General features: G+C 43.4%; 23 protein-coding genes. 9 read left to right on the top strand and 14 right to left on the bottom strand.

The features are described 5' to 3' along the window. Positions 1-224: 224 nt before the first annotated feature. The 4 genes from pth (at position 225) to BLP33_RS13525 (ending at position 6,415) form a co-directional block, all read left to right on the top strand. Positions 225-785, top strand: coding sequence for an aminoacyl-tRNA hydrolase (gene pth, locus BLP33_RS13540; protein WP_090529151.1), 561 nt, complete (start codon positions 225-227; stop codon positions 783-785). 104 nt (positions 786-889) lie between these two features. Further along, complete coding sequence (locus BLP33_RS13535; RefSeq protein ID WP_090529148.1) at positions 890-3,346, top strand: TonB-dependent receptor; 2,457 nt, start codon at positions 890-892, stop codon at positions 3,344-3,346. 115 nt (positions 3,347-3,461) lie between these two features. Then, the gene (locus tag BLP33_RS13530; RefSeq protein WP_175490010.1) at positions 3,462-5,933 is read left to right on the top strand and encodes a TonB-dependent receptor; all 2,472 of its coding nucleotides are present in this window, start codon (positions 3,462-3,464) and stop codon (positions 5,931-5,933) included. A 131-nt stretch (positions 5,934-6,064) separates the two neighbouring features. After that, a complete protein-coding gene (locus tag BLP33_RS13525; protein WP_090529140.1) occupies positions 6,065-6,415 on the top strand; it encodes a Spx/MgsR family RNA polymerase-binding regulatory protein in 351 nt (116 codons plus the stop codon). A 44-nt stretch (positions 6,416-6,459) separates the two neighbouring features. Here the strand turns inward: BLP33_RS13525 and BLP33_RS13520 are convergent, their stop codons facing one another. Both BLP33_RS13520 and BLP33_RS13515 read right to left on the bottom strand, forming a co-directional pair. Next, positions 6,460-6,756: a type II toxin-antitoxin system RelE/ParE family toxin gene (locus BLP33_RS13520; protein ID WP_090529137.1), complete on the bottom strand. Its 297-nt coding sequence runs from the start codon at positions 6,754-6,756 to the stop codon at positions 6,460-6,462. Next, positions 6,743-6,970 carry a hypothetical protein gene (locus BLP33_RS13515; RefSeq protein WP_090529134.1) on the bottom strand — a complete coding sequence of 76 codons (228 nt, stop codon included), beginning with the start codon at positions 6,968-6,970 and terminating at the stop codon, positions 6,743-6,745. The genes BLP33_RS13520 and BLP33_RS13515 overlap by 14 nt, the downstream gene beginning before the upstream one ends. 347 nt (positions 6,971-7,317) lie before the next feature. Here BLP33_RS13515 and BLP33_RS13510 point away from each other — a divergent pair, with 347 nt between their 5' ends. The 3 genes from BLP33_RS13510 to BLP33_RS13500 all read left to right on the top strand — a co-directional run bounded on the left by BLP33_RS13510 (position 7,318) and on the right by BLP33_RS13500 (position 11,267). Continuing rightward, complete coding sequence (locus BLP33_RS13510; RefSeq protein ID WP_090529131.1) at positions 7,318-9,309, top strand: M1 family metallopeptidase; 1,992 nt, start codon at positions 7,318-7,320, stop codon at positions 9,307-9,309. 218 nt (positions 9,310-9,527) lie between these two features. Further along, the gene (locus BLP33_RS13505) at positions 9,528-9,845 is read left to right on the top strand and encodes a hypothetical protein (RefSeq protein WP_090529129.1); all 318 of its coding nucleotides are present in this window, start codon (positions 9,528-9,530) and stop codon (positions 9,843-9,845) included. 12 nt (positions 9,846-9,857) lie between these two features. Next, positions 9,858-11,267 carry an ATP-dependent DNA helicase gene (locus BLP33_RS13500; protein ID WP_090529126.1) on the top strand — a complete coding sequence of 470 codons (1,410 nt, stop codon included), beginning with the start codon at positions 9,858-9,860 and terminating at the stop codon, positions 11,265-11,267. Positions 11,268-11,690: 423 nt separating this feature from the next. Here the strand turns inward: BLP33_RS13500 and BLP33_RS13495 are convergent, their stop codons facing one another. Both BLP33_RS13495 and BLP33_RS13490 read right to left on the bottom strand, forming a co-directional pair. After that, on the bottom strand, positions 11,691-12,425 hold the full coding sequence (locus BLP33_RS13495) for a LytR/AlgR family response regulator transcription factor (RefSeq protein WP_090529123.1): 735 nt from the start codon (positions 12,423-12,425) through the stop codon (positions 11,691-11,693). Beyond that, positions 12,422-13,537 (bottom strand): sensor histidine kinase, encoded by a 1,116-nt coding sequence (locus tag BLP33_RS13490; RefSeq protein WP_090529120.1) that lies wholly within the window; start codon positions 13,535-13,537, stop codon positions 12,422-12,424. Before BLP33_RS13490 ends, BLP33_RS13495 begins: the two co-directional genes overlap by 4 nt. Positions 13,538-13,773: 236 nt before the next feature. Between BLP33_RS13490 and BLP33_RS13485 the strand changes: the two genes are divergently transcribed. Next, entirely contained in the window at positions 13,774-14,085 is a 312-nt protein-coding gene (locus BLP33_RS13485; protein ID WP_139159988.1) for a hypothetical protein, read from the top strand. Between the two features lie 416 nt (positions 14,086-14,501). Here BLP33_RS13485 and BLP33_RS13475 read toward each other — a convergent pair whose 3' ends face one another. The 4 genes from BLP33_RS13475 to BLP33_RS13460 all read right to left on the bottom strand — a co-directional run bounded on the left by BLP33_RS13475 (position 14,502) and on the right by BLP33_RS13460 (position 17,848). Further along, complete coding sequence (locus BLP33_RS13475) at positions 14,502-15,500, bottom strand: ABC transporter ATP-binding protein (protein ID WP_090529111.1); 999 nt, start codon at positions 15,498-15,500, stop codon at positions 14,502-14,504. A gap of 139 nt (positions 15,501-15,639) precedes the next feature. Beyond that, positions 15,640-16,470 carry an outer membrane beta-barrel protein gene (locus BLP33_RS13470; protein ID WP_090529108.1) on the bottom strand — a complete coding sequence of 277 codons (831 nt, stop codon included), beginning with the start codon at positions 16,468-16,470 and terminating at the stop codon, positions 15,640-15,642. Positions 16,471-16,503: 33 nt separating this feature from the next. Then, positions 16,504-17,289: a hypothetical protein gene (locus BLP33_RS13465; RefSeq protein ID WP_175490009.1), complete on the bottom strand. Its 786-nt coding sequence runs from the start codon at positions 17,287-17,289 to the stop codon at positions 16,504-16,506. Beyond that, entirely contained in the window at positions 17,279-17,848 is a 570-nt protein-coding gene (locus BLP33_RS13460; protein WP_090529690.1) for an RNA polymerase sigma factor, read from the bottom strand. The genes BLP33_RS13465 and BLP33_RS13460 overlap by 11 nt, the downstream gene beginning before the upstream one ends. A gap of 142 nt (positions 17,849-17,990) precedes the next feature. Here BLP33_RS13460 and BLP33_RS13455 point away from each other — a divergent pair, with 142 nt between their 5' ends. Beyond that, positions 17,991-18,293, top strand: a complete 303-nt coding sequence (locus tag BLP33_RS13455) for a hypothetical protein (RefSeq protein ID WP_090529102.1) — start codon at positions 17,991-17,993, stop codon at positions 18,291-18,293. A 17-nt stretch (positions 18,294-18,310) separates the two neighbouring features. Here BLP33_RS13455 and hemJ read toward each other — a convergent pair whose 3' ends face one another. The 6 genes from hemJ to hemL form a co-directional block, all read right to left on the bottom strand. Then, positions 18,311-18,844, bottom strand: a complete 534-nt coding sequence (gene hemJ / locus BLP33_RS13450; protein ID WP_090529099.1) for a protoporphyrinogen oxidase HemJ — start codon at positions 18,842-18,844, stop codon at positions 18,311-18,313. A gap of 112 nt (positions 18,845-18,956) precedes the next feature. Continuing rightward, positions 18,957-19,982, bottom strand: a complete 1,026-nt coding sequence (gene hemE / locus BLP33_RS13445) for a uroporphyrinogen decarboxylase (RefSeq protein ID WP_090529097.1) — start codon at positions 19,980-19,982, stop codon at positions 18,957-18,959. Between the two features lie 94 nt (positions 19,983-20,076). Continuing rightward, entirely contained in the window at positions 20,077-20,628 is a 552-nt protein-coding gene (locus tag BLP33_RS13440; RefSeq protein ID WP_090529094.1) for a hypothetical protein, read from the bottom strand. Then, complete coding sequence (locus BLP33_RS13435; protein WP_090529686.1) at positions 20,628-21,335, bottom strand: response regulator transcription factor; 708 nt, start codon at positions 21,333-21,335, stop codon at positions 20,628-20,630. Before BLP33_RS13435 ends, BLP33_RS13440 begins: the two co-directional genes overlap by 1 nt. Before the next feature lie 18 nt (positions 21,336-21,353). Beyond that, positions 21,354-22,229 (bottom strand): sensor histidine kinase, encoded by an 876-nt coding sequence (locus tag BLP33_RS13430; RefSeq protein ID WP_090529091.1) that lies wholly within the window; start codon positions 22,227-22,229, stop codon positions 21,354-21,356. Between the two features lie 94 nt (positions 22,230-22,323). Then, positions 22,324-23,691, bottom strand: a complete 1,368-nt coding sequence (gene hemL / locus BLP33_RS13425; protein ID WP_090529086.1) for a glutamate-1-semialdehyde 2,1-aminomutase — start codon at positions 23,689-23,691, stop codon at positions 22,324-22,326. Positions 23,692-23,808: the final 117 nt, after the last annotated feature.

Genomic DNA, 23,808 nt, shown 5'->3' with positions numbered 1-23,808 from the left:
TATCGCTGTTTTTGTTTGAGCAATAAACAATATCTTCGCATAAAAATTTAATTAATTACTCGGAGCATTTCTGAAAGATAACCATCACGTCATTGCGAGGTACGAAGCAATCCCCGATTAGGAGGTCCGCCCTGTACAGTTTGCGATTGCTTGGTACCTCGCAATGACGATTGTATTGTTGGTTTGGATAGCTTCATAATTCCCCCTTTAGGGGGCCAGGGGGCATGAAATATTTAATTGTAGGTTTAGGAAATATTGGTCCGGAGTATGCAGATACACGGCATAATATAGGTTTTATGGTGTTGGATGAACTGGCCAGGCAAGAGGGAGCGAGGTTTCAAAACTCACGCTTAGCTTATTATACCGAGGTATCGTTCAAAAGCCGTACGCTTTGCCTCATTAAACCTACTACCTACATGAACCTGAGCGGAAAAGCCCTGAGCTACTGGATGAAAGACCTGAAAATTCCGGTGGGGAATGTTTTAGTTATCGTGGATGACCTTGCCCTGCCGCTGGGTACCTTACGCTTAAAACCCAAAGGCAGTGCCGCCGGGCATAACGGCCTTAAAAATATTGAAGAGGTGCTTGGCAACAATAACTACGCCCGTTTGCGCTTTGGCATTGGTGATAATTACCCCAAAGGCCGCCAGGTTGATTTTGTGCTGAGCCCGTTTGATAAAGACGAACAGCCCGAACTGCCTGCATTGATCGATCGTTCGATAGAGATGGTGAAGAGTTTTGCAACTATTGGAACCGAACTTACCATGACTCGTTATAATAAGTAACAACGTCGTTACAAACTAATATTTTAGTTAAAATTCCGTTCAAATCGTAATTCGTGTTGTAACACACGGGTGTGTACTTACGTCTTGTAAACCTAAATAACCTTATGAAACAAATCCTGCTAACGGTACTTTGCTGTTGCTTTTCTACCTTCTTATTTGCTCAAACAAAAGCTCCCGTCGCTCCGGCAGTTCCTAATATTACTGTAAAAGGTATTATCATTGATTCGGCTAATAACAAACCTATGGGATATGTTACTGTTGCGCTCCAGGATGCCGCCACCAAAGCGCCGGTAAAAAGCACGCTGGCTAAAGACGATGGCAGTTTTGAACTAAAAGCACCCGAAGGTAAAACTTACCAGTTAGTTGCTGTTTTTATTGGTTACGCCACCAAAACTATCCCGGTAAAACTTACAAATAATACATTTAATGCAGGCCGGATCCTGCTTTCGGCATCGAGCAAACAATTGAAAGAAGTTACCGTTACCGCCGTTAGGCCGGTAATGAAACAGGAGGTCGACCGCCTAAGCTATGATGTAACCGCCGACCCGGAAAGTAAGTCTATCACCGCGCTGGATATGATCCGGAAAGTACCTTTGTTATCTGTTGATGGCAACGACGCTATTAAGCTACGGGGTAATGATAATTACAAGATACTGATCAATGGAAAAGAATCGGCCATGATGGCTAAGAACCCATCGGATGTGCTGAAATCCATGCCCGCTGCCAATATCGAAAAGATAGAAGTAATCACCACACCACCCGCAAAATATGATGCCGAAGGCCTTGCGGGGATCATCAATATCATCACCAAAAAAAATGCGGACCAGGGGTATAACGTAAGTATCAATACGGGGTACAATAGTGTTTATGGTGAACGGGGCAATGTTAACCTTACCTTGAAGCAAGGGAAGTTTGGTTTTAGCGGCTATGCCGGTTATAACTACAGGCCCTTGCGTACGTCATCGTTCGAGAACATGACCACTTTTTTTAAGCCACAGTCAACCGATCCGCAGTCAACACTTAGTCAAACAGGTACAAGGGGCAACACTGGCAAAAACCTGTATGGCAGCGGTGAGTTAAGTTATGAGGTAGATACCCTGAACCTGATTACAGGCATGTTTGATTTTTATCATGGCAAAAGCAATCAGCATAATTATCAGGTTACTACCCAACGCGATAGCGCCGATGCTGTTACGCAATTTTACCGTTTGTTTAACAATGGCACAGGCGAATTTAAAGGATCGGATGTGGGGCTGAATTACCAGTTAGGCTTTAAAAAAAACAAGGAGCAGCTCCTTACCGTATCCTACAAATACAATTATAATAACAATCTTCAAACCAGCGAAGCCACAAAAGGTAATGACTTTAGCGGCGAAGGTGTCCCTAAAGATTACAGGCAATACAATAACTCAGGTTCAAAGCAGCATGCTTTTCAGTTAGACTATATCCAGCCTTCAAAAATTCTTACCGTTGAGGCCGGTGGTAAAGCAACCCTGCGTAATAACTATAGCCAGTTTAATACTGATGTAAAAAGTGACGTGGATAATGAGTATCACGCCGATACAGCGCAGGTGAATAATTTTACCTATAAACAAAATATTTACGGTGTGTACAACTCCTATTCGGTTAAGCTAACCAAATGGGCTTTTAAAGGCGGTATGCGGTTGGAACATACCACGGTTAACGCCGATTTCGCGGTAGGGAAACCAACCGTTAACCAAAGCTATGATAATTTTGTGCCCTCGGTATCGGTACAACGGAGCCTGAAAAGTAGCAGTCTCACACTTGGTTTTACCCAACGCATCCAACGCCCCGGTATTTACCAGCTTAACCCATATACCGACCAATCCAACCCGCAATACCGTAACGTTGGTAATCCTAATCTAAGGGCCGCGGTAACCAATAATTTTGAATTAGGCTACAGCAATTTTGCCAAAGGCTCCATCAACCTGAGCACCAATTACTCGTTTGCCAATAACACGGTGCAAAATTTAGCCTCGGTTGATACAGCAGGAGTTACTACTACAACTTACGCTAACGTAGGCTCGAACAAAAACTGGGGTTTTGATTTGAATGTGAATTATCCAATCACCAAAAAACTGAACGTGAATATAAATGCCGAATTACTGTTTGTTTGGCTGAAGGGCTATTACAACGGCTCGCTTTTCAGCAACAGTGGTAACCAGGGACACATTTTTACTTATACCAGCTACAAATTTGATGGTGGCTACCGCGCCGGTTTAAACATTGGGTATGACAGCCGTTATGTATTGCTGCAAGGAAAGGATAATTATTTTTTCTTTAGCTCCATCAGCGGTACCAAAACCATGTTTAAGGAAAAGGCCACACTATCAGTAAATGTTAACAATCCTTTCAAAAAATTCAACAAGCTCGACTTTTATACCAAAGGTGATGGCTTTGAAACTTATACAGCTAACAACAACTTTTACCGCACCATTAACGTGAGCCTGAGCTACAAGTTCGGCAGGCTTAACAGTAGCATAAAGAAAAATCAACGTGGTATTAATAATGATGATACCAGCAGCGGAAGCCGCAATTAACAACTTTAGTAACTAATCCGTTACCTGGCAGTGGCAAACGTTAAAAAGTGTTAAACGCATACTTTTTGGTGTCACGCCCGGGTATCTTAAACGTCTTATGACCAAAATCGCAATTATGAAACAATTTCTACTAACAGTGCTATGCTGTTTTGTCACGGGCATGGCTATGGCCCAGGCTGCCGCACCGGTTCCTGTTCAAAATATAACCGTTAAAGGTACCGTGATCGATTCGGCAACCAACAAGCCATTGGGGTATGGCACTGTTGCGCTGCAGGATGCTGCTACCAAAACTCCGGTAAAAAGTACGCTTGCCAAAGATGACGGCAGCTTTGAGTTGAAAGCTCCCGAAGGTAAAACGTATCAGTTAGTAGTAGCTTCAGTAGGATATGCAACCAAAGTGCTCCCTGTAAAAATGGATGGTAAAACGTTTGATGCCGGGCGGATCCTGGTAGCCCCTTCAAGCAAACAGTTGAACGAGGTAACCATTACCGCTGTAAAGCCTGTAATGAAACAGGAGGTTGACCGCCTCAGTTATGATGTTACCGCCGATCCGGAAAGTAAAGCGGTATCTGCATTGGATATGATGCGTAAAGTGCCGCTTTTAGCTGTGGACGGCGATGATAACATCAAGTTAAAAGGCAGCGGCAAATACAAGATCCTGATCAACGGAAAAGAATCGGCGTTGATGGCTAAAAACCCATCAGACGTGTTAAAAGCAATGCCGGCTACCAACATCGAAAAGATTGAGGTGATCACTACGCCGCCTGCAAAATATGATGCGGAGGGCTTGGCAGGTATAATTAACATCATCACTAAAAAGAACGCGGATCAGGGCTATAATGGCAGTGTCAACATGCGCTATAACAGTGTTTGGGGGCCGGGGTATAACCTGAACATGACAGCCAAACAAGGCAAGTTCGGGGTTTCGGGGTATGCGGGTTTTGGTAATCAGAAGCGCAACACCAATACCTCAACTACAAAACAAACATTTTTTAATCCTGAATCAGAGATATTACAAACCGGAAGTAACTCATTTGGCGGCAAGTATCGTTACGCCAATGCCGAGCTAAGCTATGAGATAGACACCTTGAACCTGCTTACCGGTTCATTTGAATTTTTTCACGGCGAATTTAATCAGGACGGATCACAGCGATCAGCCCAGACAAACGCCGCCGGCGATTTGACCCAAGGCTATAACCTGTTGAGCAATAGCTATAATCATGATCAGGGACTTGATGCGTCTGTCAACTATCAGTTAGGGTTTAAAGGGCATAAAGATGAATTGCTAACATTATCCTACAAATACAGCTACGGACCGAGTAAAAATTTCACAGATAACCAGTTTTCGGACAGGGTTAATTATTACAATGCACTTCAGCCCGATTTCAGGCAATATAATAATGCAGGTAACCGTGAGCATACTTTCCAGTTAGATTATGCTTATCCATTGAAGAAAATCAGTATTGAGGCCGGCGGTAAAGTGATCCTGCGGAACAATTTCAGCGACTACAGACGCGAAGACAAAGATTCAACCAGTTCGGTATATAACGTCAATGCAGGGCAAACCGGCGAGTTCGACTATCACCAGGATGTGTACAGTGCTTATAACTCGTATCAGTTAAAGATGAATAAATGGACAGGCAAGGCGGGCTTGCGTTTAGAGCATACGCAGGTAAATGCCATGTTTACAGGCACGCCGCTTGATAAAAGCTATAATAACTTTATTCCATCGGTTTCTGTTCAGCGCTCTATGAAAAGCAGCAGCATCAGTTTGGGCTTTACCCAGCGCATTCAAAGGCCAGGCATTTACCAATTAAACCCATTTATCGATAAATCGAACCCCAAATTTATCAGCACAGGTAATCCCGATCTGAAACCCGAGCTGAATAATACTTTTGAGCTGAACTACAGCAATTTCTCAAAAGGGTCAATCAATGTCGGCCTGAGCTATGCATTCTCCAACAACGCTATTCAAAATGTGACCAGCCTGATTCAAAACAATATGGGCGATCATATTGATACGGTTACGTTTACTACGTACCAAAATCTGGGCAGTAACCGCTCCCTTGGCTTAAACTTGAATACCAATTACTCAATCACTAAAAAGTTTACGGTTAATATCAACGGTCAAATTTCGCATGTATGGTTAAAAGGTACTTATAATGGTCAGTTTTACAAAAACGATGGTTACACCGGCAACGCTTTTGCCAATATTGGTTACAAGTTTGATGGTGGCTACCGTTTAGGGCTTGATGCCGGTTTCTTTAGCGGGGATGTTACCTTACAGGGCAAATCAAGCAATTTTATTTTTAACTCCTATGTACTCTCTAAAGAGTTTCTGAATAAAAAGCTAACCATATCGGCAGTAGCCAACAACCCGTACAGTAAATACCGCACTTTTAGGTCAACCACCCACACGGTTGATTTCGACCAGGAATCATTGTACCATAACCGCTACAGGAATTTTGCTGTGAGGTTAAACTTTAAGTTTGGCAAGCTGAACGGCGATATCAAAAAGAATCAGCGTGGCATTAATAACGATGATACCAAAGGCGGCGGCAAAAGCAATGGCGGCGGCAATGGTTAATTGTTAAACTATGTTTATGACGGGAGGCGCGTAATTGCGCCTCTTTTTGTTTCGTATCGTCTTATTGTAAAAGAACAGGTGAGTTGCAATAGCATCTGCTTATGATACCTCTAAAACTGTAAATTTACCACATGAAAGTTTACGGAATAACCAATTGCAATACAGTAAAAAAAGCCCTCGACTGGCTTAAAGAAAATAAAGTAGCTTACGATTTCCAGGATTTCAAAAAGCTGGGTGTAAGTACCGAAAAGCTGCAGGAATGGGACAGCAAAGCGGGCTATGAGAAATTTTTGAATAAACAGGGCCTCACCTGGAAACAGCTTGACCCGGCAGTTAAAGAAAGCATCAAAACCAATGTCGACGCGATGCAATTATTACAACAAAAAACCAGTATGATCAAACGCCCGGTTATTGAGGATAATGGTTTCCTTTTCTTCGGTTTTGATGAGAAGGTTTATGCCGATCATTTTTTGGGGAAGTAAGGGATTTCGACGACTTACGAGGCTTAGGGCTTCGTAAGTTTTAGTTAGCTTTCGAATTCATCGGGGTTTCGTTTGGTATGAAAAATTGAGATAATAAAAGCAGTATCAAGGTCTTTATCGTGCCAGTAAACTATTATATATGGGAATTTCTGTAGCGGGGCGAAGTGAAGATCTATATCATATCTTTTTGAATACAGTTCGGGATGGAGTTTTATAATACCTAAAACCCCTTTGAGCTCTTTCCTAAGATATTTTGATAGGCCTTTTTGTTGTTCTTCATACCAGTTACAGGCATCAATAAGTTCAAGCTCGGCCCTCCTTAAAAGTTTAATTGTAGGCACTGTTCAGGTCTTCTTCTATATCATCCCAATTTCGGGCGGTTGTTTTTCCTTCTAAAAAGTCCTTTTTTGATTTGAGTAAGCCTTCGATATCTTTTTTTGAAAAAGAGAACTCATTTTCTATATCGATAGTATACGTTAAACCAAAACGATTTAATATCTCCTGTAATACAGGTAAATCGCTTTCATTAGTTATGTTCACAGTTAGCGTGGTCATATTCAAATTTACAAAAGAAATTTGGTTTATGAATATAAGCCTTTAAAGTTCCACCGTTGTTGGTATGACAACTCCCAACAATGGTGGAAATAAATATGTTATCGCGAGGAACGAAGCGATCGCACGGAGGTAGGCCGCCCTGTATAGCATGCGATTGCCGCGCTACGCTCGCAATGACATGATATTTTCGAAATGCTTATTTCAATATTTATCCCAATCCACCTGATATATAGCTACTAAGCATGAATTTAATTATTTAATAAATCCGTAACAATCGTTTTACCGATCTTTTGCTTCTGCCTAATTTGTAGTATACTTGTTCCTTTACGCAATTTATTTGACTGAACATGAAACTAAAACTGATGGCAGGTTGCAGCCTTGCCTTTATGTTGGCCGCAGGGATGAGTTATGCCCAGCAGCCAGCGCCTACCACCACACTCCCCGCCGGTTCTGTTTACGATTATCACGAAACTTTCGGTCCAGGGTTTTACACTAAGAATGGTACTGAGTTCCGGGCGGCAAGCGGTGAGCCGGGATATAAATACTGGCAAAACCGTGCCGACTATCAGTTGGCTGCCAAGCTGAACGATCAAACCAACGAAATTACCGGCTCGGAAGTTTTAACGTATACCAATAACAGTCCGCAAACATTGGGCTTTATGTGGATGCAGCTTGATCAGAACCTGTTTAAGCTCGATTCAAGAGGCACAGCTATCGTTCCGCCTGCGGGTAGCCGTAACTGGGGCCGCGGTGAAGCATTTGATGCTGGTTATAAAATTAAATCGGTAAAAGTTGCCGGTACGAAAGGCGAATATGTCGACGTTAAATTCCTGATCACCGACACCAGGATGCAGGTTTTCCTTCCAAAGGAAATTGCCGCGAACGGCGGACAGGCTAAACTGAAAATTGAATACTCATTTGTGTCGCCAAATTATGGGTCAGACCGTATGGGCTATCTGCAAACCAAAAATGGGAAAGTTTATACCATTGCACAATGGTACCCGCGTGTATGTGTGTATGACGACGTAATGGGCTGGAACACTCTGCCGTATAGTGGCCCGGGTGAGTTTTACCTGGAATATGGTGATTTTGACTTGAGCATCACCGCTCCGGCAAATCATATCGTAGTAGCGTCTGGCGAATTATTAAATCCGCAGGATGTATATACCCCTGAGCAATTGAAACGCTGGGCTGCTGCCGAAAAAAGCGAAAGCACTGTCATCATCCGCTCGGCTGATGAGGTTACTGATCCAAAATCGCGTCCTGCAGGTAAAACTCAATTAACCTGGCACTTTAAAATCAAGAACGCTCGCGATGCTTCATGGGCTTCATCTGCAGCATTTATTATCGATGCTGCCAAAATGGACCTGCCAAGCGGTAAAAAATCAACTGCCATATCTGCCTACCCGGTTGAAAGCGACGGCAACGATGCCTGGGGCCGTTCAACAGAGTATGTTAAAAAATCTATTGAGTATAACTCATCAAAATGGTTCGAGTTCCCTTATCCTGCTGCTACTGCGGTTGCCGGTATAGTGGGTGGTATGGAATATCCAGGCATTGTTTTCTGCGGAGCGAAAGCAAAAAAAGCAAGCCTTTGGGGTGTAAACGATCATGAATTTGGGCATACCTGGTTTCCGATGATCGTAGGCTCAAACGAGCGCATGTACGGCTGGATGGACGAGGGTTTTAATACGTTCATCAATACGCTATCGACAGCTAACTTTAATAACGGCGAATACAAAAGCACCCGCGTGCCGGATATGCACACTATCGGTGCTTTCTTTACCAGGCCCGACCTTGAGCCTGTTATGAGCCAGCCGGCCAACCTTAAAGAAAAAAATACCGGCACCCTGCTTTATTCAAAACCAAGTGCCGGTTTAGTATTGCTGCGCGAGCAGATCTTAGGTCCTGAGCGTTTTGATTTCGCCTTTAAAACCTACATTAACCGCTGGGCATTTAAACACCCAACTCCCGACGATTTTTTCCGCACGATGGAAAATGCAAGCGGCGAAAACCTGCAATGGTTTTGGAGAGGCTGGTTCCTGAACGACTGGCGTTTGGATGTTGCTGTAAGCGATGTAAAATATGTTGATAATGATCCAACCAAAGGCTCGCTGATCACTTTAGATAACCTGGGTAAAATGGCAATGCCGGTTATCCTGGAAGTTAAAACCAAAGGTGGTAAAGTTGACCGCGTAAAACTGCCGGTTGAAATTTGGGAGCGTTATGCGTCATGGACATTTAAATATCCATCAACCGAAGAAATTGAATCGGTTACTTACGATCCTGATAAAGTATTACCGGACTACAATCCTGAAAATAACGTTTGGAAAAAATAACCTTATAAATCTCTCCTGAAGGGGAGATCAGTGAACGGCGACAAGATATCTTGTCGCCGTTTTTGCATTAAGCGTCCCTTGCCTGGTCTCCAATAGCGATAAGTGCCCCTGCTTACAATGCTAAACACCATACTCAGGAACGACCAGTTTTAAACTTGTTTTTCAGTCATATAGCCTCTGCAGTTTTTTGTAAATTGCATATTAATAAACTGAAACCCATGGGACAGATTGTAATTGTTGCCTATAAACCTAAACCAGGCAAGGAGGAGGCATTGAAACAACTAATGAAAACGCATATACCGCGCCTGAAACAGGAAGGACTGGTGACCGACCGCAAATCCATCATTATGGAAGCTGCCGATGGCACCATCATTGAAGTTTTTGAATGGCTGAGTGCCGAAGCTATTGCAAATGCCCATCATAATAAAGCAGTACAGCAAATGTGGGGCGAATATGCTGAAGTTTGTGATTATGTTCCGCTTAATACACTGAAGGAGGCCGGAAACATGTTTGCGAGCTTTGTGCCCGTTAATTAAAGAAGGATTCCCGTGCCCATTACTTTAAATACAGATCAAAAAGCTGCTTTCAAGGCAATCCAAAAATTTCTTGACCATCCGGCTGCCGATGTTTTTGTGCTGAAAGGATATGCCGGTACCGGTAAAACCTTTTTGATGCAGCACATTGCGCAATGGCTTAAAGAAAAGGAAAAGAAGTTTTGTATGCTGGCGGCAACGGGCAGAGCCGCCACAGTTTTAAGGGGCAAAACTGGTTTCTCCGCGTCAACAGTTCATGGCGAATTATATAATTTTGATAAGATAGATGGCCTTGACGAGGAAACACTGGCCGAAAGTTCGGCACCACGTATGGCCGGACAAATGACCATGCAGTTTTCAACCCGCACTGCCGATGCCGAAACCACCATTTATATTGTTGATGAGGCTTCGATGCTTTCAGGCACGTTGACTGAGGGCAATGGCTTCGCGGTTTTTGGCTCGGGAATTCTGCTTCAGGATTTTTTCCAGGTAGCTAACAAGAGCAAGATTATTTTTGTCGGCGACCCCTGCCAGTTGCCACCCGTAGGGCAAAGCTTTAGCCCCGCGCTTGATACAGACTGGCTGGCTAAAAATCAGCGTTTCCCGGTATCTGTTAAGCTTTCAAAAATAGAACGTAATAAAGATGACAACGATATTCTGGTTTTGGCAGGAGCTATCCGCACGATGAGCGAAAGCCGGGAGCGCACCAAATTTCCAAAGATCCCGGCATCAAACCTCAACAATGTAAAACTTCACGCTACAGACGATGTTATGTTTAACCTGTACGCGGCAAATTATAAGGCGGCCGGACCCAATAGCTGCCTGGCTATAGCACGCAGCAATAAAAAAGTTCAAATGATAAACCGGGATATGCGACGCGAACTTTTTGGTTCGGGATATGTGCCCCTGCAGGTAGGCGATGTGCTGCTGGTAACACAAAATAATTATTCGGTACCACTCACCAACGGCGATTTTGTAATTGTAAATGAGCTTGAAGAAACCGAACAAAAGCTGGGCATGAAATTTCAAAAAGTGCTGGTTACCGCGCTGGCTTCGGGGAAAGAGTTTAAGATGCTGCTTTCTTTAGATGCGCTTGAAAGCTTAAAGGGTAACCTCACTAATGATCAATCCAAAGCGCTGATCATCGATTTTAATGACCAGATGAAAGCAAAAGGCATCTCTCAAAAGAGTGAACAGTATAGGGAAGCTATGCGCGAAGACCCGTATCTCAACTGTCTTAAAGTTTCATACGGCTATGCTGTAACCTGCCATAAAGCCCAGGGTGGCGAGTGGAACAATGTTTACCTCTTTTTAGATAAAAGCATGTACGGCTCATCATACTATGAACTTTGCAAATGGTGGTACACGGCCGTTACCCGCGCAAAAGATGGTTTGAATCTGGTAAATGACTGGTGGGTTGCGTAAGAAGAGAAATATTAGAAAACGTTATAAGGTATATAAAAATGTCATCGCGAGTAAGCATCAGGGAAACCGTGAAAAAAATTAAATGACGTCTCCGACTTGATATATTTAAGCTATGGTGCGTAGGGTAGCGTTAGGGATAGTAGCGGAAAGCCCACAGCGTGCGGGGGCTTAGCGTGTGGGCAAGGCGAGGACTTGTAGCGGATAGCCCGGGCCGGAGGCAACGCCCACATTATAATTGAAAACGAAAATTTACCTTTAATAATCAACGACTTACAATCACGTCATTATAAGCGTAGCGCGGCAATCGCACGGAAATAGGGCCGCTCTGTATAGTATGCGATTGCCGCGCTACGCTCGCAATGACATAGTTTTTACTTAGCCTGTAGTAATAACAGAAACCACAGGCTAAATCAAACTCTGCCATCACCCCATCTGCAACCGTTCACTCTTCAGCTTTTTCTGTACATCCTGCTTATAGTTGCGACCGATAGGCAGCTCATGCCCGGCAACATCCATGCTATAGGCATAGAAAGAATCTATTTTGTTTAATGCCACTATAAATGACCGGTGGATGCGTACGAACCTGTTCTCAGGAAGCATTTCTTCGAGCAAGCTGATCTTTTGCCTGGTAATGTGGACGTGGTTATTTACGGCCACTACTTTAACATAATCGCGCAGGCTTTCTATCCATAAAATATCATTGATATTAACCTTAATTGTTTTGCGGTCTACTTTAAGATAGATGAACGTATGCGTATCACTTACAGGTTCTTCATGGGTAATCAGGAGTTTGCCCTTATGTTCGTTTAGCTGATAAATCTTGTCGACCGCCCGCAGGAAACGCTCAAAGGAGATAGGCTTTAAAAGGTAATCAACCGCATTCAACTCAAAACCATCAAGGGCGTATTCGCTGTAGGCGGTGGTGAAAATTACTTTAGGTGGGTTCTTGAGGCTTTTCAGCAGGTCGGTACCTTTTATTCCCGGCATCTGAATATCCAGGAACATCAGATCGATAGGTTTTTGTTGCAGCAGGCGAAAGGCTTCAATACCGTCATTACAGGTAGCGGTAACCTCCATCTCGCTGAAGCGCGCAAGATAGTTTTTCAATACCTCAATGGCATGTGGCTCATCGTCGACTATAAGTGTGCGGATTTTCATGCGGTTACCATTTGTTGTGCAGCAGATTGTTTTATGATTTTCAGGTCGAGATCAAGCGCTACAAAAAAGGTATCTTCTTCGTTCACGATCTTCAGCCGTGAGGTATGAGGGTACAGCAGGTTGAGCCTTTTGGTCACATTCTTTAGCCCGATATGCCCCGGCGTATAGCCTTCTTCAACGGTATGTTCGGGTTTGCTGTTGGCTACTTTTAACTTGAAGTGGTTTAGTGTAACGCTGATATCAATATTGATCCAGGTAGCGCCTACCTGCTCGCTGGTGCCATGTTTAAAGGCATTTTCGATAAAAGGTAAAATGAGCAGCGGGGCTATAGTTTTGTCTTTCAAATTACCGGTAATGGTAAAGTTAATGTCGATGCGTTCTTCATAGCGTAGTTTTTCGAGCTTTACATATTGCTGCATCATAAATACTTCCTTCTCCAAAAGTACTTCGTTATCTGAGCATTCATAGAGCATATAGCGCAGCAGGTCCGACAGGCCAATTATAGCCTGCGGCGATTTGGGCGAATTATTAAGACTTAACGAATAAAGGTTATTAAGTGTATTAAATAAAAAATGCGGATGTACCTGGGCTTTCAACGCGTTGAGTTCGGCTTCTAATGCCGCCTGCTTGCGCTCATACCACATTTTAAAAAGTTTAATAGCAAGTACAAACCCGGTAAACAGGTTAGTCCCTTTAAATGAATTTACCAGACTTTGCCCATCTGTTAACTGCTCAAAGAACGGACGTTGGGTTGAGGCGATATAACCGGCATCTGTTACGTGCATCACCCTGATCAGGTAGGGCGCAACAAAAAGGATTCCGATGGTACGGCTGATAAACATACATGCAAAAACAAGCGGTATCAGCATCATGAAAAACATCACATATCGTTTTTCAAAAACGTATTTGGGCACCAGCCAGTAGGCAATGGCATAGTAATACGCTATTTGTATGGGCATGTACAAAAGGTTATTACGTAAGGACACCCAAAAATTGGTCTGGAACGAATAAAGCGTCGTGATAAAAAACGATACAATTACCCAAAATATCACGTGCTGCCAAAAGCGCGGCAGCTTTATATTATTGAGCAGGAGATCGAAACCGGTATTCATATAGCTAATTTACTGTAAAACAGTTTAATTGGGCGGCTTTTAGGATAAAAGTGCGACAAACTGCAATCATTTGATGACGAACTACCTGGAGTAAGGCTGCTTCGGTACGTTTTTCAGGTTGGATGTTTATTTGTCGTATTAAAATGCAGTTAATCGTAACTGGCGGGTTGTGTGCCTATGCTATTTTCATGCCATTTTACGAGCCCTTAATTTTAGTTTATATTAAAAATACGACCATGAAAAAGTTAATTATCACAGTTTGTATCCTGGCATTTGCAGCAGCTGCGGTGCAGGCTCAAAATAAAATAACAAACGTACGCGGTTTTTGGGTAGTTGAACACAATATTAATTTGCCCCGCGTGCAAACCATTAAGTTTTATAACGATAACAATAAGCTGATATACGAAGAAACAGTCTACAGCAAGCTCAACATTAAAAAGAAAAAGACCCGCCTGGCGCTTGATCAGGTCCTTGACAGGTTGAACGAGCGCACCGCCTATGTTGAAAGTAAAAACCTGGTAATGCTGAGCCTTGATTTAAGGCATTAAGATCTTTTTTAAATATACGTTTAAAAACCGGTTGCCAGCGCGAGGTATGGCGCCGGTTTATTTTTTGAATCCTTTTTTCTTAATCTAACCGTCTTGTGTCTTCAGTTCCCCGTCAGCAGGTAAGCTTCGGGCGAAACCGGGCAGAACAATGCCGGCCTGTGCTGCTGTTGGGGCATAGCAAGTTTTTGCAGAAGCGGGGACAACGAGCGAGCGAAGCAGGGCAAAATAATTGCAGCCCGTGGTTATGCCCGGTTTGCAGGGCAAAGGCCTTGAGCGCAAAGAAGCCTATCTGCTGACTTGATTTTTGGTTCTTTTTATCAAGAAAAAGAACAAAGCCAACCCGCGGCGAATGAGCGGGCCGATATCAGTTAACTACAACTAAATATCTTGCTTGCCTTGTAAGCCTAATCGTAGGATTAATACTCCAAATACTTCTCAACCCGTACTGCTACCAAATCTCCCTCGGCATATTTCCCGGTTTCTTCACTCAAAACCCGCAAGATGATATCTTCATGCTCAAGGATCAGATCCTCATAAAAACCTTTAAATAGCACCTGCTTAACAATCCAGCTCCTGGTAGCTGCTATTAATTTAATTTTGATCTGCTCGGGATAAACAACCGCATATTCTTTGGTTATGTCAATGCCGCAAAAACGGGCCTCATGAGCGGTTAGTACGTTGCAATTGGTGAGCAATTGGGCGGTGTAAAGAAATTTAGGGTGTTTGTACAGTGCCTTGGGATTGCCATGCTCAACAATTTCTCCTTTGTTTATAACAATAAGCTCATCTGCCATCGATAGTACTTCGGCCGGGTCATGGGATACCATGATCACCGTTAATCCGGTTTCTTTAACTATCTGCCTGATATCATGCTGCAGGCCTTCCCTGAAGGATGTATCAACCTGGTTAAAAGGTTCATCGAGCAATAATACCTGGGGATGGGTAACGATGGCGCGGGCGATGGCTACGCGTTGCTTTTCGCCACCGCTCAGGTCGGCCACCCGCTTATCAGCCATGTTGAACATATTGAGCTGTTTGAGCACCCTTTCAGTTTTCTCCTGTTTGGCTTTGAGATCTGTTGCCGGCAGCATAGCCGCCACATTATCCCAAACTTTGGCAAACAGGTTAAGATCGTCGGTATGCTGGGTTACCATTTTCATGGCATCATGACCGGGGATCAGCTTTTCTTCAGGGCCCCAAATGCGTTCGCCCTTAAAGTAAACAGTGCCTTCATCAGGCGAGAGCAAACCATATAACAAGCGTAGTAAAGTGCTTTTACCGCTGCCACTTTCGCCAATAATGGCGGTGATTTTGCCCGGCTCAATAATGAGCCCGGTTTTTTTTACACCGGCCTGCTGTTTTCCCGGGTATATTTTACTTATGGCAACTGCCTGCAAAAAAGGAATCTCTGACATCAGGGGCAAAGATAAACGTTTGAGCCATGATTTTGAACCATGATTTGCCTGATTTAAAGATTATAGGATAGAGCAAGTCATCTATCTATCATGGTAATCCCAGAATCCTAAAAATCATGGTTCAGAATCATGGTTCTGTTTAGAAGCCAAAAGTCAGCCCGAACGAGAAGTTTCTCAAGCCTTTTTGATCCGGGCTGTTTTCAAACATATCGTTGAAGTAATACTTGGCATAAAGCCCCATGATGCCGTATCCCATGCGTACAAATACGCCTTTGCGCAGTTTGGCAAAATGATAATCGTCATTAAATTTTTGCTTGCCATTTTCCTCGCTAATCTGTTTTACGCGACCATTAAGCAAGATGCCAATCTCCGGACCGGCAACCAATCTGAAGTAGTTGCCCCTGTCGTCCTCATGGCTGCGGTAGTAAAATGATAGGGGGATTCGCAAATAGCTTGATGAGAAACGGTTTTTGCTGTAGTGGATGCTATCCTGCACGTACGTAAGTACCGGCGCGTTACGTTGGATAGTAATATCGTTGCGCAGCCGGATATGTGTCCAGTCAAAACCGCCGGATACATAAATTTTGAAGGCACTGTTAAAGCGATAGCCAAATTGCAGCACATCAAAACCGAAGTTGCTTGTTTTCCACTGGCGGTAGCTTAAAAACTTGTTTTTGTCAGATAGAGTAAAGCTGCCGTTGTCGATCAGCGTAGCAAAACCCAGGTCGATCCTTGAAAAGGTTACCCCAAAGGAAAAGCCGGGCGCTTTGTGTGCGTGGTAGGCGGTATCAGGCTCATCATTGTTAATATTCACCTGGGTTACATCTTCGCCAAAACCCAGTTTTACCTTAACATGCTTTTTATGGGTGGTGGTATCTGACGTGTTTTGGGTGGAATCGGCAGGTGTGCTTTGAGCAAAAGCAAAACTCACGGCAAGGCATATTGTGATGGTGAAAATAAGGCGTTTCATATGTTGTGGGTATATCTATCTTTCGCTAAAATATTATTTCTCTTTCTCTTTTTTTACTTTAATAAAGCCCAGGTTCAGGCCTGTAATGGTGGCGTCGTCTTCATCGGTATTACTGAATTCAATTACTTTGTCTTTACGTTTATCAACAGCGGCTATCACCACGTTAAAAACATCGCCAAGGCTACGGATACGATGTTTTTTTACAGGTTTGGCTGCAATTACACGAGCGTCATGCGACGGTACCCGGGCTATTAATGCCGCCTGTACGTTGTCACTTGCAATGATGGTTAATTTCGGGCTGATTCCCGTTGCTGTATCCGGAACCACGGCGTTAACAACAGGATAATCTGCGGTGGGGGCATTTGCTAATAATGGTTCATCTGTATGGGCTGTTACAGGTGAGGGGATAGGATTTACAGGCTGTGATACAGATGGTGTCAAATTGCTTTTGGTTTTATTAACACGCGCTATAGTATTAACAGGTGCTATAACCGGATTTGCAGGTACTTTGTTTTGGGCCGTGGTTGGACGTACCACGGGCTTAACTGTAACTGCCACAGGTTGTGTTACCGGTTGATGGGCTTTAACTATTTCTGTTGGATGGTCATGATGTTTAGCCGCTTGTTTAGGGATGAACAGGACACCTGCGGTGATCAGTAATATAACACCTGCTGCTGCGCTTAGCAAAGGCAATAATATTCCTTTACGCCTGCCGGCGTTTAATTCGGCGTTGATGCCCTGCCATACATGGGCCGATGGTTGTATTTCCAGGTCATCAAGCTTTTGTTGAAACAGCCTGTCCAGTTCCTTATCCTGCATATCCATAACTTTTGCCCTCCATTTTAGCAATTTGTTCTTTCAGTATTGTACGAGCCCTTGATAGCTGCGATTTAGAGGCACCCTCGGTAATGCCTACAATCTCCGCTATCTCCTTGTGTGAATAACCTTCCAGCGCATAAAGGTTAAATACTATCCGGTAACCCGGCGCCAGTTGCTGTATCATGCCCATTAGCACTTTTGCATCCAGGTTGGCCGCAGCTAAAGGATTAACAGATGGCTCATGCCCTGCTTCGTCAATATCTATTACCTGCATCATTTTATGATGTTTGCGATAGTATTCAATTGAACTGTGAACCATGATGCGCCTAACCCAGCCTTCAAATGATCCGTCGCCCCGGTAATCATCCATTTTGTGGAAGACCCTTATAAAACCATTCTGCAACATGTCTTCGGCTTCCATGCGGTCGGTAGCGTAGCGCATACATACCCCCAGCATTTTTGAGGCAAACTGCTTATAAAGCAGTTCCTGCGCCTTGCGCTCACCGGCCCGGCAGCGGTCTATCAGTTGGTGAATGGTATATTTAGGTTCCAAAAACATCATTTATAAGTAAGATGGCAGAGTGATGCAAATGGTTGCATGGGGATGTAAATATTTTGATGAATAGTTTAAGAAGATGAATGATGATGATTTGTTGTAACTTCGGTTTACAGCTTTTTGAGAAGCGCCAATAGATAAAATCATGGAATTAATCCTAAAATCAGATAACAAGCAAAGCATCGCGAAGATAATCGCTTTGGCTAAAGAGCTTAATGTTATTATAGAAGAAAAAAGTGCAGAAACTGAGAGTATAAGCCGCGAAGCGCTCAAAGAGCGGATTTTGAATTTCAGGGCTGCTTCTGAATCTTCATTTGGGGATCCGGTAGAATGGCAAAGAGCTCAAAGGGGAGATCATGAATTAGATATATCTGCGATTTTAGAAAATCAAAAGAAGTTGCTTGAACTGGAGGGGAAAATAGAACTTGACGATGAGGCTTTTAGATAAATATTAAAATCAGCTGATTATTTCTTCTCCCTATATCTTTTATAAATCTTCACGGCTATCATCAATATCACTGCCAGCGATACCAAGCCAACAACACCAAAGATCCAATTCAAAGCGCTCTTAAGCACCACAAGGAAAACAATGGCGAACAGAAAAATGGTAGCAAGTTCATTCCACAAGCGGAGCTGAATGGATGTCCATCTGAATACGCCGTTACGCATCTGTTTTATTTTATTTTGGCAGATGAAATGATAGATCACTAAAGCCACAACAAAGGTTAGCTTGATATGCATCCATCCAAATTGAAGCCAAATTGGCTTGAGGATAAGCATCGTTGCGCCCGCTACTATAGTAAGGTACATTGAGGGGATAGTTATGATATTCCATAACTTGCGTTCAATGATTTCGAATTGTTTAGACAATATAGTACGATCCGGCTCGGGCTTATCCTGGGCTTCGGTATGATAAATAAATAAACGTACGCTATAAAATAACCCCGCCATCCAGCAGACCACAAAAATGATATGTATAGCTTTTACGTAATCGTACATGTCAATTAATACATGTCATTGCGAGGAACGAAGCAATCGCGAACTTTACAGAGCGACTTGCATAGTTCGGGATTGCCACGCTATCGCTCGCAATGACATGTTGGCTTTATTATTAGTTTCTGTATTCTTTTATCACTTCTACCGCGTACTTCACATTATCAAACGGGATATCAGGCATAATGCCATGGCCCAGGTTAAAGATGAAGCCATTTTCGCCTTTCATACGGTCGAACAAACGGTAGATGCGTTCTTTAATTACTTTTTTATCGGCATAAAGGATGTGCGGATCAAGGTTGCCCTGTACCGCTATACCTGCCGGTAAACGTTTTTTGATATCTAACAGATCGACATTCCAATCAATAGAAATTACATCCGGCTTAGCCTCTGCCATTAGCGGTGCAAAAACCGAGCTGCCTTTACAGAAAGAAATCACCGGGATATCTTTACGGTTTAGTTTGCTGATGATCTCTGCAATATAACGGTGACTAAATTCTTTATAATCATCCCACGCCAAAGCCTGCGCCCAGCTGTCAAAGATCTGTACAGCGTTTACGCCGGCGGCGATCTGCATGTTCAAGTAATCGGCCGTAACGGTGGCAATTTTTGATAACAGCTGATGGGCCATTTCCGGCTCATTGTGCAGCATCAATTTGGTAAGTTTAAAATCTTTTGATGATCCGCCTTCAACCAGATAGCTCATTACGGTAAACGGTGCACCGGCAAAACCTATCAGCGGAATACGGCCGCCAAGGCGCTGTTGAATCACCTTAATAGCATCGGCAACATATTGCAGCTTATCAATAACATCAGTTTGCAGGTTATCGATATCGGCTTGTGTACGTACAGGGTTAGCAAACAGTGGACCAACACCTGCGTTAAAACTCAGGTCGCCTCCCATGGCTTCACCCGTTACCAGGATATCTGAAAACAAAATCGCACCGTCAATCCCTAACAGGTCAACCGGCAGCATGGTAACATCGGCAGCGATCTCCGGTGTTTTACACATTTCGAGGAACGAGTATTTGTTTTTAATATCCCAATACTCTTTCATAAAGCGGCCTGCCTGCCTCATCATCCAAACCGGCGGGCGTTCTGTCTGCTCCGAAAATGCCGCTTTTATTAATAACGAATCTCTCATACTTTAGTTAGATGCAAGAGGTCAAGAATCAAGAACCAAGAAGAGAACGTCTCCCTTAATAATTCTTGCTTCCTGACTCCTGCCGTCTTATTTCTTATTTTCTTGTCTCTTGACTCTTTTTTCCTGGCTCTTCCCTGATCTCCTGCTGAAGGCGGCTTATCACTTCCCTCATTTTGGCAGTTATTTTTTCTTTATGTTTTTCAGTTAATTGCAGATAGGCCCGGGCTTTTTCAAAATTACCGCGCCTGATGCTGATATTGGCCACACTAACCAAAGCGGCTACGTGGTCGTTAACCGAACGCAAGGGGTATTGTGCCGCTATTTCATAGTGCATTTCTGCCCCTTCAAAATCCTGCCTTTGCAGGCATAAACCGCCGTATATAAACTCATAATATCCCCGGCGGTTTTTGCTGAGCCATTCGGGTTTCATGATCTCGTTTAACGAGGCAGCAGTTTTATCATAATCCTTTACATGAAAATGTTTGGATGCTACAACCAACGTACCCTGCCTGAAATAATCCCAAATAAGCAGGATGATCATCATAGCTGCAACTGCCGCAAGTTCATAAATATGAAAGTATACCAATATACCTAACGACAGCAGAAATATAAACGCAATGAATATACGTGTCCTGTTACTGAACATTAATGCTGGTTATCGGTAAATTTATAGCCAACGCCACGAATGGAGTGGAAATAAACCGGGTTTTTAGGATCTGGTTCAAAGTACTTACGGAAGGTTAGGATAAAATTGTCGATAGTACGGGTTGACGGATAAACGTCATAATTCCAAACGGTTTCCAGGATTTGCTCGCGCGATACGGCGTCATTACGGCGCTCAATCAACAATTTAAGCAGCATGGTTTCCTTTTTGGTAAGGGCGGTAATGGAGCCATCTTCGTTAACCAGCTCAAATGAGTTAAAATGGATGGTTTTATCACCTATTTTATAGCTGTTAAACTCTTTCAGGTCTTCGCCTTTTAAACTGCGTTTTACCAGGTTGTTCACCCTTAAAATAAGCTCCTCGAGGTTAAACGGCTTGGTAAGATAATCATCAGCACCTTTTTTTAAGCCCGAAATCTTGTCCTCATTGGTGTTTTTAGCCGTAAGGAACATGATAGGTACTTCGGTATTTTCAAGCCTGATGGTTTCGGCGACAACAAAGCCGTCAATTTCGGGCATCATTACGTCCAGTATCACCAGGTTAAAACGTTCTTCCTTAAATAACTGTAAAGCTTTTTTGCCGTTTTTAGCCGGAGTTACCTTATAGCCTTCCAGCTCAAGGTTAAGCTTAATTGCTTCTAACAAATGCTCTTCGTCTTCGGCCAATAAAATCCTTTTTTTGTTTGGCATATTATTCATTGTCTTAATTTAGGTTAGTCCAAATGTAACTTCAAAAATACTACCAGCAGGGCGGTTATCTTTAACCCTGATGCTGGCCTGGTGTTTATCCAACACCTCCTTAACAATATAAAGGCCCAGTCCGGTGCCCTTTGTGTTACGGGTTTCTTCACTGCCTACGCGGTAAAAACGGTCGAAAATCCGGGTTTTCTCCTCGTCGGCTATGCCGATACCATGATCAGATACCTGCAAATAAACTTTATCATCTTTCGAAAACAGCTTTACCCCAACAGATGAGCAGGGGCTTGAATATTTTACAGCGTTTTCTATTAAATTGGTTACTACCGATGTCAGGGCAAACTTATCGCCAACTATTTCAACCTTAGGCTCAATCTCGGCCTCGATGATCTGCTGGTTGCAATCGCATTTGGAAATCTGCAGACGGTTAACAATGCTGTCAACCAAAACCGAAAGGTTAAAGCTGGCCTTAGGGAAACTATATGAGCGGTTTTCGATCTTAGATGCAAGCAGCATATTCTCAACCATATCGTCCAGTCGCTCTACATCATTTAACGATTTTTCAATAAAATCAAGAAGCTGTTCTTTGGTGAGGTGACGTTTCTGGATGGTTTGCAGCAGGATCTTGATAGATGCCAGCGGCGACTTCAGCTCATGCGTTACCGAAAGCAGGAAGTTTTTTTTCTGCTCCTGTAACCTGCGTTCCTTATTGAACGAGCGGTGCAGGTTAATGGCGCCAATTAAAAATACGGCTACAAACATAGCCCCTTCGCCCAGAATCATACCGGTACGGCGCGGTTGCAGCGTAACCAGCATATAGCCCCACCATACCAGTTCGGCAACGGCATAGGTGATGAGCGCGTAAAAAATAACAAATGACTTCTTCATATCAGTTGGCAGTTATCAGTTTTCAGTTGGCAGTAGTTTGTCAGTTTGCAATGTTATATTAAGTGCAAACTGCCCGCCGGCAACTGCAAACTGGCTACTTAGAATTGAATACTAAATCCAAACTATCAAATATAGCACGTTTTGTTTTCTCCAGGTCTGTTTTGGTATGGGCTGATGATATAAAGCCAACCTCATAACCCGACGGACCTAAATAAATGCCCCTGTTCAACAATTCGCGGTGGAACTTTTTGAATTTTTCCATGCTTGACGAATCAATATCTTCGGCTTTACGAATATACTCTTTATCTGTAAAAGCAAACCAAAATATGGAGCCTATGCCAAACACCTTAAACTTATAATTGCGGGCGGTAGCAAAACGCTGAATGGCTTCTACGAACTCCTCTGTTTTATTGTTCAGGTCGCGGTAAAAGCCCATGCGTAAAAGCTCACTAAGCTGGGCGATACCGGCACCCATAGCAACTGGGTTACCCGATAGTGTGCCTGCCTGGTAAACCGAACCTTCCGGCGAGATATTGCTCATGATTGCTGCCGATGATCCATAAGCACCAACAGGCATACCGCCACCGATAATTTTACCGTAAGTAATAATATCAGGCTTGATCTGGTAATAACCGGCAGCACCTTCAAAGCCAACGCGGAAACCGGAGATCACCTCATCAAATATCAGCATGGTGCCGTTTTGCGTACAGATGTCGCGCAGGTATTGCAGGTATTCTTTTTCCTGCAACAGCAAACCGTTATTTGCCGGCACCGGCTCAATGATTACGGCGGCAATCTGGCCTTTAAATTCTTCAAAAGCTTTAGCTAATGCTTCTTTATCATTAAGTGCTACCACGATAGTTTCGTCGGCAACAGATTTTGGCACACCGGCAGATGAAGTTTCGCCGAAGGTAACCAGGCCCGAACCGGCTTTCACCAACAGGGCATCGGCGTGGCCATGGTAGCAGCCTTCAAATTTTAAGATCTTATCGCGTTTGGTATACCCCCTGGCCAACCTGATAGCCGACATTACAGCCTCGGTGCCAGAACTTACAAAGCGGATCTTTTCAATAAACTTATTGTTTTTCAGGATCAGCTCGGCCAGTTCATTCTCTAATGCGGTAGGTGCGCCGAAGCTCATACCATTTTGCATTACCTCGATAACTTTTTCCCTTACTTTAGCATTGTTATGGCCCAGGATCAGTGGTCCCCAAGAGCAGCAGTAATCGATAAACTCGTTACCATCAGCATCCCAGATATGACTGCCATCACCTTTTTGAATAAACAGCGGCGTGCCATAAACAGATTTAAAAGCCCTTACCGGCGAGTTAACCCCACCCGGAAAATAAGTTTGCGCCTTAGCATACAATTCGGCCGATTTTTCACGACTGATATCGGGCTTGCCCGTAGTATTTACCGGTTCATCCTCTGCAGAAAACATCTTTTTTATTGAATCGAACATTGTTATGAGCTTAAAGCTGAAAGCCAAAGGCTTAAAGCTGTTTTATCAAGTTATAGGGCCTAAGGCCTTTCTTAAATAATTAAAATCACAGTCATGCTGAACTTGTTTCAGCACCCC

The organism is Mucilaginibacter sp. NFR10 (genome assembly GCF_900100445.1).
Classification (GTDB): Bacteria; Bacteroidota; Bacteroidia; order Sphingobacteriales; family Sphingobacteriaceae; genus Mucilaginibacter; species Mucilaginibacter rubeus.
This window is presented reverse-complemented; position numbering and strand designations above follow the sequence as displayed.